The following is an 11,513-nucleotide window of genomic DNA, read 5'->3' as shown; positions in this document are numbered from 1 at the left end:
ATTTATTTTAAATAGCTTCATACATTTTACCCGGCAATGGTTTTACAACACCTTTCATTTCAAGATTAAATAAAATGGTAACGGTTTTATAAACTGGAAGCTTACAGTTTAACGAAATAATATCTAACAATTCTTTACCTTCTTGTAGCAAAAAATCATACACTAATTGTTCCACTTCATCTAACTCTACAAATAACTGCTTTTGAATATTGGTTTCCTTTTTAATTTCAAGATTCCAATTTAACATTTCAACCAAATCATTAGCACAGGTTAAAATTGCTGCTTTGTTTCTTTTAATTAAATCGTTACATCCTTTACTTAAAGTATCGGTACTTCTACCCGGAACTGCAAATACATCTCTACTGTAAGAATTTGCAATATCTGCAGTAACTAAAGACCCTCCTTTTTCGGCAGATTCTATAATAATTGTAGCTTCAGAAATACCAGCTACAATTCTATTTCTTTTTAAAAAATTTTCGCGTTGCAGTTCATCATTATGCCAAAAATCGGTTATAAATCCACCATTTTTATTTATATCTGCAACATATTTTTTATGAGATTTCGGATAAATTTGTTCAAAACCATGTGCTAAAACGGCTATGGTTTGCAATTCGTTTTTTAAAGCTGATTTATGTGCGCAAATATCAACTCCATAAGCAAATCCACTAACAATTATAGGATTAAATGGTTTTAAATCTGAAATTAATTTCTCACAAAAATCGCGACCATAGCTTGTAATTTTTCGTGTACCAACTACACTAATTATTGGTTGCTTAGAAAGGTTGAAATTTCCTTCTTTAAAAATTAAAATTGGTGCATCAATACAATGTTTTAATTTTTCTGGATAATTTTTGTCTTCAAAATAAAACGTTTCAATATTATTTTTTTGAATGTAATTTAATTCTATTTCGGCTTCTTTTAAATTTTCTTTATCAAATAAATGCTGCATTGCAAAAGTCCCTATCCCATTTATTTTTTGAAGAACATGCCGCTTTTCTTTTAACACATTTTTTGCGCTTCCACAATATGCTATTAACTTTTTTGCATTAATATCTCCTATGCCTTTTACACGTTGTAAAGCTAAAATATATAGTAAATCCTCTTCAAGCATCTTTTAACAATTTGAAATTCAATATATAAAATTATTGTTAATAAATTTTAGTACAATGCTATATTTTTAAAAGAGATTTCTACTATATTTGTTTTAATGACATTAGCAACATACATAGGCGATTTATTATACAGATACGAATGCGTAATTGTACCAAATTTTGGAGGTTTTGTAAGCAACGAAATTTCTGCAAAAGTGAACCATTATACACATACATTTTACGCACCATCTAAACAATTAACTTTTAATGTTAACTTGCAAAATAACGATGGTTTATTAGCAAATTACATTGCTTCATCTAAAAATATTTCATTTTTAAAAGCACTGGAATATATTTACAAAGAAGTTGAAGCTTGGAAAAACACGCTAAAAGATGAAACGCTTTCTATTGAAAATATAGGAACATTCACTGTAAATGCTAACGGTAATTATATTTTTGAACCTGATAATACCATCAATTATTTAACAAGTTCTTTTGGTTTGAATTCTTACAATTCACCAGCAATAAAACGTATAGAATACAAACAAAAAGTAAAACAATTAGAAACTGTAGCTCTTGTTTTACCAACTAAAGAAAGTAACAGAAAAACGCCTGCTTTTATTAAATATGCTGCAAGCGCTGCTATCCTTTTTGCTTTAGGTACACTTGGCTGGAAAGAATACCAAAAAATTGAATATAATAATTTAATTGTTGAAGCTGAACAACAGCAACAACAAGTTGAAAAAACAATACAAGAGGCAACTTTTGTTATTGCCAATCCACTACCTGCTATTACTTTAAACGTAACCAAACAAACATATAATTACCATATAGTTGCTGGTGCTTTTAGAGACCCTATAAATGCAGAAAAAAAGCTAAATGAATTAGTTAAAAAAGGATACAATGCTAAAATTTTAGGGGTTAACAAATGGAACTTAACAGAGGTTTCATATATGAGTACAAACTCTAAAAATGACGCAATTAACACCTTAAATAAAATTAAAAGAACTATTTCTAAAGATGCTTGGTTATTGGTAAAAGAGCTCTAAACCTCAAATTTACAAGCTTTTATTTTTTAAATTAAATAACTACTTTATATTTACCAAAATTTAAAGCATGACTAAAACACCTAAAGAATCTTTAACAGTACTTACTGATATAGTTCTACCAACTGATACAAACCCATTAGGAAATCTTTTTGGAGGCGAATTATTAGCTAGAATGGATAGAGCTTGTAGTATTACAGCACAACGCCACTCTAGAAGAATTGTAGTTACCGCATCCGTAAATCATGTAGCTTTTAACAAAGCTGTACCTGTTGGTAGTGTTGTAACTATTGAATCTAAAGTTTCGCGTGCTTTTAAATCTTCTATGGAAGTTTATGTTGATGTCTGGATTGAAGATAGAGAGTCTAGAGAGCGCACCAAAGTAAATGAAGGTATTTACACATTTGTTGCTGTTGATACTACAGGAGCGCCTGTAAAAGTCCCTAGACTTGAACCAGAAACAGATATAGAAAAAAAACGTTTTGAAGGTGCTTTAAGAAGAAAAGAATTAAGTTTAATTCTTTCTGGAAAAATGAATCCACAAGATGCTGAAGCTTTAAAAGCTATTTTTCACTAGTAAAAATAGATTCTAGCAGAAATGCATACAACAATCGAAGGATTGCAGTATTAAATTTCATATAATCAATTTAAATACAGCAAGTTAACAACACAACTTTAAAACTCAAATTTATATTGAATATCAATTGGTTTTTCCGATTTACTTTTAGAATGAATATTTAAATTAGTAACTGAAATACCTAATAAACGTACGGAATTTAGCACCTTTTCTTGATACAATAACTCTTTAACCGTATCAAATAATATTACCTTTTCTTTAACAAAATAAGCCAATGTTTTACTACGGGTTTGTGTTTTAAAATCGCTGTATTTTATTTTTAGTGTAATTGTTTTACCTGAAACTTTTGCTTTTTGTAAACGCTGTTCAAGTTCTTCTGAAATACGCTCTAATTGCTCTAACATAAAAATTTCAGAAGTTAAATTTGTATTAAACGTATGCTCTGCTGCAACAGATTTTCGAACTCTATTTGGTTTTACAGGACTGTTATGCAAGCCCCTAACAATTTTATAATAATGTGCTCCAGAACTTTTAAAATGCTGTGTTAAAAAAGCTTCACTTTTAGATTTTAAATCACTGCCTTTAAAAATTCCTAAATTATACATTTTAGCGGCAGTTACTTTTCCAATTCCATAAAATTTTTTGATTGGTAATTCCTCTAAGAACGAGATTATTTCCTCTGGCGGAATTGTTTTTTGTCCGTTCGGTTTATTTATATCTGAAGCAATTTTAGCAATAAATTTACTACTTGAAATTCCAGCAGATGCATTTAAATGTAATTCATCAAAAATTCGTTTTCTAATTTCTTTAGCAATTAAACTAGCAGAAGGATTACCTTTTTTATTTTCAGTAACATCTAAATATGCTTCATCTAAAGAAAGAGGTTCTACCAAATCGGTATATTCATAGAAGATATTTCTAATCTTTTTTGAGATTTCTTTATACCTTTCAAACCTAGGTTTTACAAAAATTAAGTGTGGACAATTTTTTCTAGCAATTACACCACTCATAGCAGATCGCACACCAAATTCACGAGCTTGGTAACTCGCAGCCGAAACTACACCGCGCTCTCCGCCACCACCAACAGCAATTGCTTTACCTCTTAACTCTGGATTATCTAATTGCTCTACAGATGCATAAAATGCATCCATATCTACGTGAATAATTTTGCGGTATGTTTTACATAAAGTCACTTTTCAAAAGTACAATTTAAGATTATTATATTTCTGAAAAGTAAAAATGAAAAATAAAACTGCCTAAAAAATAACACTCTCATCAACTTTAATCTATGAACACTTCCTTATTTAAATCTAAGGATTTTTATAGGTTTCAAGTTCTCATCATAATGTATTTTTATATGATAAGTTACTAAATCAAATTTAGCAAGACAATAGTTTATTACTTTTTAGACAGCTCCCTTTTTTTAAAAAATAATCTAATTATACTACTCCTAAATCTAACATAGAATCTGCAACTTTAATAAATCCTGCAATATTTGCTCCTTTTACATAATTAATGTAACCATCCTCTTCTGTTCCATATTTTAAACATGCGGTATGTATAGAGTGCATTATCTGATGTAATTTAGCATCAACTTCTTCTTTAGTCCAATTTAATTTCATGGCATTTTGAGACATTTCTAATCCAGAAACACCAACACCACCAGCATTTACTGCTTTACCTGGTCCGTATAAAATTTTAGCATTATGAAATGCATCAATAGCTTCTGGAGTACATCCCATATTTGAAACCTCAGCTACATATTGTACATTATTGGCTACTAATTTTGCTGCGTCTTCTCCATTTAACTCATTTTGAGTTGCACAAGGCATTGCAATATCACATTTTACACCCCATGGTTTTTCACCTGGGTAAAACTTAGCTTCAGGAAATTCTGCAGCATACGGAGAAACAATATCGTTATTAGATGCTCTTAACTGTAATAAATAATTTATTTTGTCTGAATCCAATCCTTTTTCATCATAAATATACCCATCTGGACCAGATATGGTAACTACTTTTCCACCTAATTCGGTAATTTTTAAAGCTACTCCCCATGTTACATTTCCAAAACCTGAAAGCGCTATAATTTTACCTTTAAAATCATCTTTTTTAGTTTCTAACATTTCTTTGGTAAAGTAAACGCCTCCAAAACCAGTTGCTTCTGGTCTAATTAAACTTCCTCCCCAATTTAAGCCTTTACCAGTAAAAACTCCTGAGTTTTCTTGTTGTAATTTTTTATACATACCGTACATAAATCCAATTTCTCTACCCCCTGTTCCAATATCTCCAGCTGGCACATCTGTACTTGGTCCAATAAGTCTCCACAATTCTAACATAAATGCTTGGCAAAAACGCATAATTTCAGTATCAGATTTTCCTTTTGGATTAAAATCTGAACCTCCTTTTCCACCTCCCATAGGAAGCGTTGTTAAAGCATTTTTAAATATTTGTTCAAAGCCTAAAAACTTTAAAATACTTAAATTTACACTTGGGTGTAAACGTATACCTCCTTTATAAGGACCAATTGCATTATTATATTGTACTCTATGACCTAAATTTACTTGAACATTTCCCGCATCATCAATCCATGAAACTCTAAACGTTAAAATTCGATCTGGCTCCACTAAACGTTCAATAATTTTAGCTGCTTCGTATTGTGGATTTTCATTATATATAGTCTCAATTGACTCTAAAACTTCTTGAACAGCCTGTAGATATTCCTTTTCACCAGGGTGTTTAGTTTCCAAATTTGTTAAAATTTCTTTTACATTCATAATGATAATAATTTATAACTATTTATAGAATATTGTTTATAACAAAAATACATATTTTAAATCGATTTTAAAGCAATAATAGTTACTGCATTTTTAATATTTAACATTTATTTATTCATTTTTTATTAATCTGTAATTTTTAAACACTCTTAGAGTGAGTTTTTTATCACATGTTTATTTTTACATAAAGCCTTCAGGTGGCAATTCATCAATAGATTCCACCGTATTTGAGTTGTTATTTTCTAGCAAAACACCCTCTTTAAAAATTGCTGCTTTATTATTTTTACCTTCAATAATAGCTGTTAGTGAACTTTTAAAAGAAATATGTCTTAAAAAAGCGTCTTCAAAAACTGCTTCTTGTTTATTTAAATAACCCACATCAAAAAAACCATCATTTATAAACGGATTTATTGTTAAATACCCGACTTTAAATGACGTTAAATTTTGAAAAAAATGAGTTCCCTGACTAGGGTCTATTCTAAAATTATTTAATCCGGATTCTACAATTATTTTTGCTGCAGAAATTTGAGGCCAAATTACTGGAATTCCTAACCAAGGATCACTAGACCCCCAACGTCCAGGACCAACTAAAATATATGGCTTACCTAATTCTGTGAATTTTTTATTAATTTGCTCAACTGCTTTTGCAATCTCTCTTGTGTTAGCAGAATTAAATGTCTCTGGTTTTACATAAACTACATCGTAAATATTTTCATATTTTCCATTTCCTAAAGCAGATTCAGAGTAAATTATAGTATCTGAAATTTTTAAGTTTTCAGGTAATTTACTTATGGTTTTCATACTTTCAATTATGGGTCTAATTTGTAAAAAACTAAACTCTTTCGGTTTTCCCTGTGGAACATCTAGATTTACTGCAAACTCAATTTCTATTGGGTTTCTCATTTCACGCTGTCCAACTCGTAACAATTCTTGTAAAATTTCAGGCAAAGGAAATGTATTATATTTTAAAATATTATCAAATGAAATTACCCTAATTCCATCATGCATTACACCAGGTCTAATTATATTATTTTGTAAATCATATGTTGATGCTACAAATTTTAAAGACCCATGACTTTCAGCTTTTCTAATAGATACTTTCTTTTTATTAATAGTTTCATTTGTTGAAACTTTATAACTCTCTGGGTCAAGATCTAAACCATAAAAATACTGTTGTGTATCTCTCTGAGTTGAACCAGGAGAAGATAATTGCAATACTTTTTTTGGATGGTAAGGAGAAAAACGTAAGGTTTGTCCTCCACCAACAATTATTTCACCCAATCCTAAAGCAATATTGGCAATTCCTTCATTGGGTTTTTCATCTCCAATAGGATAAAAATTAATAGAACGCGCCACTCCTGAAATATTTGGATAATATACACCCTCATATTCTTTTCCAATTACTTCTTGCAAAATTACAGCCATTTTATCTTCTTCAATAGTATGTGATGTAGCTTTTAAATACAATTTACTATTTTCAAAAAATGCTGAAGCAATAACTGATTTAATAGCATTAGAAACCATTTCAACCATTTTATCTATTTCGGTATTTGGAATCATATACGTTGCAAAAATACCAGCAAAAGGTTGATAATTAGAATCTTCAAGCATACTTGACGAACGTACTGCAATAGGACATTTAGTTGTTTTTAAAAATGCCTTTATATCTTCAAGAGCCCAATCTGGGAGGTCTTTAGAAATAAATTCATTTAATATATCATCATCATTTGTACTTTCTGCTGCAAATTTTATGAGTTTATGAGTTTCAATAAATTGATCAAAAACATCGGTACTTATTACAACTGTTCTTGGTATTGTAATGCTTACGTTTTCGTATTTATTATATAAATTATTTCGCTTTAAAAATGAATCTATAAAGGCTAAACCTCTTCCTTTACCTCCTAAAGCACCTTCTCCAATTCTAGCAAATCCAACAAACTCATCGTATTTATGTTTATCAAATTTTACAATTACACCTCTAGATCTATAAACTCGATATGCTTTTATTGAGTTAATTAAAAAATCTCTTATTTCTAAATTATTTTCAAAATCATCATATTCTATATTACTAAATAAATCAGCTAAAGGAAATAGCGCCCTTGATTTTATCCATTTTGAAAACTCACTTCTTGTAGCGTGGTACATTAAACAAGCTTCTGTTACAGTATATAAGGCCTTTTGAAATTCGTTTAAATCTTTAACTGTTGCCAGTACTTTCATTTGAATTGGATCCCAAAATTCAAAATTTCCAAACGAAAAATATTTTACAATATAATTTTTTATATCTACACCTAAAGTTTCAGAATGTTTATATAAAAATTTACCTTTAAGCTCTAATGCTCGTTTTTCATTATCAGCATTAGATGATTGAATTAGAAATGGAAAATAACGTTTAAAACTTCGAACGTAATCTAAAAATAAAAAACCTGCTTCTTCATTTCTAACACCGTCTTTTAAATAATTAACATCCGAAATTACACCTAACAAACTCTCTTTATAATTATTAAATAAACTAATTCCCTCTTCAAAGGTTGTTGCTAATAAAATTTTTGGTCGTCCTCTCATCAACAGCATTTTTCTATGCTCATTCAACCCTTCAGACATAACTCTTTGGGTTTGTTTAAGAATAACTTTATAAATAAGCGGTATATATCTAGAATAAAATTTTAATGAGTCTTCTACTAATAATATAGCTTTAACACCTATACTGTTAATATCAGATTCAGCATTCATTCTATCTTCAGTTAATTTAATAATAGCTAAAAATATATCTACATTTCCATTCCAATGAAACACATAATCTATAATTCCGGTATTTCCTTTTTCAAGCTTACTTCTTAATTCTGAAGAATAATGACTTAAAGCGGCAATTGGAACAAGCGGAAAAGCTTCCTTAATTTTTTTTGATGTTTCAAAAGCTTTATAATTACCAATATCTAACCAAGTTATAACAATATCAATTTTATGAGAATCCATAATTTTAATAGCTCTTTTGGCTGAATTTGCATGAATAAAGTTGGGTGGATGTCTTAAATTTAATGAGGTATATTCATTAAAAATTCGCTCATCTATTCTACCATCTTCTTCAAGCATGTAAAAGTCGTAATTAGAGCAAACTATTAGCACCTGACTAATTCTGTTCTGCATTAATTTATCAAAAGCGACCTCTTCAAATGCATATGATTTTAAATTGGGCAATGACTTTTTTTCCATTTTAATTCCTTTGATTATAGACATACAATATATAAATTTAGTTTCTATATTTTGTATTATATACCCATAAAAAAAGGGCTGCTTTACAGCAACCCTTTATTCTATTAACACTATAATTTATTTACACAACACCTTGTGCAAGCATTGCATCTGCCACTTTAACAAAACCAGCAATATTTGCTCCAACCACATAATCTACATACCCATCTTCTTGTGTACCATATTGAATACAAGATTCGTGGATTTCATTCATAATAGTTTTTAGTTTTTCATTTACCTCTTCACGTGTCCATTTTATACGTATAGAGTTCTGACTCATTTCTAAACCAGAAGTTGCAACACCACCTGCATTTGAGGCTTTTCCTGGAGCATACAATATTCTTTTAGCCTGAAAAGCTTCTACAGCTTTTGGAGTACAAGGCATATTGGCGCCTTCACTAACTACAAAACACCCATTACTTAATAATGTTTTGGCTGCTTCTTCATTTAATTCGTTTTGTGTAGCACAAGGCATTGCTATCTCACAAGGAACACTCCAAGGCGTTTGTCCTTCAAAAAATTGTGCTTTTGGATATGCTGTTACATATTCGTTAATTCTTCCTCTTTTTACATTTTTTAACTCCATTACAAAAGCTAATTTTTCTTCATCTATACCATCTTCATCATAAATATAACCTGAAGAATCTGATAAGGTTACAACTTTAGCTCCCAATTCTGTAGCCTTTTCACAAGCATATTGTGCAACATTTCCAGAACCCGAAATAGTAATTGTTTTACCGTCTAAAGTATCGTCTTTTGTACCCAACATACTTTGTGCAAAATAAACGGCACCATAACCTGTTGATTCTGGACGAATATGAGATCCTCCCCAAGACAAGCCTTTACCTGTTAAAATCCCTGTAAACTCGTTACGCAACTTTTTATACATCCCAAACATATAACCAATTTCTCTTGCTCCAACACCCATATCTCCAGCAGGCACATCGGTATCAGGACCAATATGACGGAATAATTCTCCCATAAAACTTTGGCAAAAACGCATAATTTCGTCATCAGATTTTCCTTTAGGATCAAAATCTGAACCTCCTTTTCCACCACCTAATGGCAAATTAGTTAACGCATTTTTAAATACTTGTTCAAATGCTAAAAACTTAAGAATACTTAAGTTTACCGAAGGATGAAATCTTAAACCACCTTTATAAGGCCCAATTGCAGAATTCATTTCTATTCTAAAACCTCTATTAACTACAATTTCTCCAGTATCATCTACCCAGGGAACTCTAAAAATTATCACCCTTTCTGGTTCAACCATACGTAATAATAGATTATTACCGCTATAATGCGGCTGGCTTGCAATGTATGGAATAATAGCTTCAGCAACCTCCTCTACTGCCTGTAAAAATTCAGGTTCATGTTGACTTCTAACATTCACCAAGTCCATAAAATTTTTAATCTTTAATTCCATTTTTGCATCCATAATTTATCTTTTTCTTTTATATATTTTAATAATTAAACGTCAAAAATATCACTTTTAATAAAATGCATCCTAAAAATTGAATAAATATCACATAAAATTATTACTTGTTAAAATCTTAAAAAACGAGCTATTCTTCATTTTTATAAAAATTTTTACGGTAATAATCACTTTTAAATTAAAGGAAACAAGTATTAGCTATAAAATTAAATACTACAAAATAAAAATGTGTAAATTTGCACTCTAATTTTATATAAAAATGTTGGACAAAGTAAAAGAATTGATTGGTGAAGTAGCTGCTTTTAATGCAACTTCCAAAGATGAAATTGAAACTTTTAGAATTAAATTTTTAAGTAAAAAAGGCATACTTAATGATTTATTTGCTGAATTTAAAAATGTAGCTCCTGCCGAAAGAAAAGAATTTGGTCAGGCATTAAATACACTAAAAAACGCTGCTCAAGATAAAGTAAATCAACTTAAAGACAGCTTAGAAAATGCAAATGAACAAAAAGGTGTTTATGGTGATTTAACACAGCCTGAAGAACCGATAGAATTAGGCTCTAGACACCCAATATCTATTGTTAGAAATAAAATTATTGATGTTTTTTCTCGCATCGGTTTTACAGTTTCTGAAGGTCCTGAAATTGAAGATGACTGGCATAATTTTACGGCACTTAATTTACCGGAATACCATCCAGCACGTGATATGCAGGATACCTTTTTTATTGAAACAAATCCAGATATTTTATTGCGTACACATACTTCTTCTGTACAAGTACGTTATATGGAAAATCATAAACCACCAATTAGAACTATTTCTCCGGGAAGAGTTTTTAGAAATGAAGATATTTCGGCACGTGCACACTGTATCTTTCATCAAGTAGAAGGTTTATACATAGACACAGACGTTTCTTTTGCAGATTTAAAACAAACCTTACTGTATTTCACTAAAGAAATGTTTGGAAAATCTAAAATACGCTTACGCCCTTCTTATTTCCCATTTACAGAACCAAGTGCCGAAGTAGATATTTATTGGGGATTAGAAACCGAAACCGATTATAAAATTACAAAAGGTACTGGTTGGTTAGAAATTATGGGTTGTGGTATGGTTGATCCAAATGTATTGAAAAATGCAAATATAGATCCAGATGTGTACAGCGGTTACGCCTTTGGAATGGGTATTGAACGTATTGCAATGCTATTGTACCAAATACCAGATATTAGAATGTTTTACGAAAACGATGTACGCTTTTTAGAACAATTTAAATCTGTAATTTAAATATTGAAATTGTTAAACTGAAATAAGTTCAGTTTCTTATCAAAATTTGAACTGAC

Annotated in this window: 8 protein-coding genes; 3 read left to right on the top strand and 5 right to left on the bottom strand. The window is 30.1% G+C overall.

The genetic code is table 11. The features are described 5' to 3' along the window. Positions 1-7 precede the first annotated feature (7 nt). Entirely contained in the window at positions 8-1,111 is a 1,104-nt protein-coding gene (gene dprA / locus MHL31_RS11115) for a DNA-processing protein DprA (RefSeq protein WP_240226026.1), read from the bottom strand. A 96-nt stretch (positions 1,112-1,207) separates the two neighbouring features. Between dprA and MHL31_RS11110 the strand changes: the two genes are divergently transcribed. Both MHL31_RS11110 and MHL31_RS11105 read left to right on the top strand, forming a co-directional pair. After that, entirely contained in the window at positions 1,208-2,140 is a 933-nt protein-coding gene (locus tag MHL31_RS11110; RefSeq protein ID WP_240226025.1) for an SPOR domain-containing protein, read from the top strand. Positions 2,141-2,207: 67 nt separating this feature from the next. Then, positions 2,208-2,714, top strand: a complete 507-nt coding sequence (locus MHL31_RS11105; protein ID WP_240226024.1) for an acyl-CoA thioesterase — start codon at positions 2,208-2,210, stop codon at positions 2,712-2,714. A gap of 98 nt (positions 2,715-2,812) precedes the next feature. Here MHL31_RS11105 and dinB read toward each other — a convergent pair whose 3' ends face one another. The 4 genes from dinB to gdhA (MHL31_RS11085) form a co-directional block, all read right to left on the bottom strand. After that, positions 2,813-3,907, bottom strand: a complete 1,095-nt coding sequence (gene dinB / locus MHL31_RS11100) for a DNA polymerase IV (RefSeq protein ID WP_256451646.1) — start codon at positions 3,905-3,907, stop codon at positions 2,813-2,815. Positions 3,908-4,153: 246 nt separating this feature from the next. Beyond that, positions 4,154-5,491 (bottom strand): NADP-specific glutamate dehydrogenase, encoded by a 1,338-nt coding sequence (gdhA, locus tag MHL31_RS11095; protein ID WP_240226022.1) that lies wholly within the window; start codon positions 5,489-5,491, stop codon positions 4,154-4,156. A 180-nt stretch (positions 5,492-5,671) separates the two neighbouring features. After that, positions 5,672-8,704 carry a PEP/pyruvate-binding domain-containing protein gene (locus MHL31_RS11090; RefSeq protein ID WP_240226021.1) on the bottom strand — a complete coding sequence of 1,011 codons (3,033 nt, stop codon included), beginning with the start codon at positions 8,702-8,704 and terminating at the stop codon, positions 5,672-5,674. Positions 8,705-8,825: 121 nt separating this feature from the next. Beyond that, positions 8,826-10,169, bottom strand: coding sequence for an NADP-specific glutamate dehydrogenase (gene gdhA, locus MHL31_RS11085; RefSeq protein WP_240228889.1), 1,344 nt, complete (start codon positions 10,167-10,169; stop codon positions 8,826-8,828). Between the two features lie 268 nt (positions 10,170-10,437). Between gdhA (MHL31_RS11085) and pheS the strand changes: the two genes are divergently transcribed. Continuing rightward, positions 10,438-11,457 carry a phenylalanine--tRNA ligase subunit alpha gene (pheS, locus tag MHL31_RS11080; protein WP_240226020.1) on the top strand — a complete coding sequence of 340 codons (1,020 nt, stop codon included), beginning with the start codon at positions 10,438-10,440 and terminating at the stop codon, positions 11,455-11,457. The last annotated feature ends 56 nt before the right edge of the window (positions 11,458-11,513 follow it).

Origin of the sequence: Lutibacter sp. A80 (assembly GCF_022429645.1) — a bacterium.
Classification (GTDB): Bacteria; Bacteroidota; Bacteroidia; order Flavobacteriales; family Flavobacteriaceae; genus Lutibacter.
Note: the sequence above shows the minus strand (reverse complement) of the source record. Positions and strands in the feature narration are given on the sequence as shown.

Bases quoted from the DNA above. Each gene is read 5' to 3' on its own strand.
- dprA (WP_240226026.1), bottom strand. From the start codon at position 1,111: ATGCTTGAAGAGGATTTACTATATATTTTAGCTTTACAACGTGTAAAA.
- MHL31_RS11110 (WP_240226025.1), top strand. From the start codon at position 1,208: ATGACATTAGCAACATACATAGGCGATTTATTATACAGATACGAATGC.
- MHL31_RS11105 (WP_240226024.1), top strand. From the start codon at position 2,208: ATGACTAAAACACCTAAAGAATCTTTAACAGTACTTACTGATATAGTT.
- gdhA (WP_240226022.1), bottom strand. From the start codon at position 5,491: ATGAATGTAAAAGAAATTTTAACAAATTTGGAAACTAAACACCCTGGT.
- MHL31_RS11090 (WP_240226021.1), bottom strand. From the start codon at position 8,704: ATGGAAAAAAAGTCATTGCCCAATTTAAAATCATATGCATTTGAAGAG.
- gdhA (WP_240228889.1), bottom strand. From the start codon at position 10,169: ATGGAATTAAAGATTAAAAATTTTATGGACTTGGTGAATGTTAGAAGT.
- pheS (WP_240226020.1), top strand. From the start codon at position 10,438: ATGTTGGACAAAGTAAAAGAATTGATTGGTGAAGTAGCTGCTTTTAAT.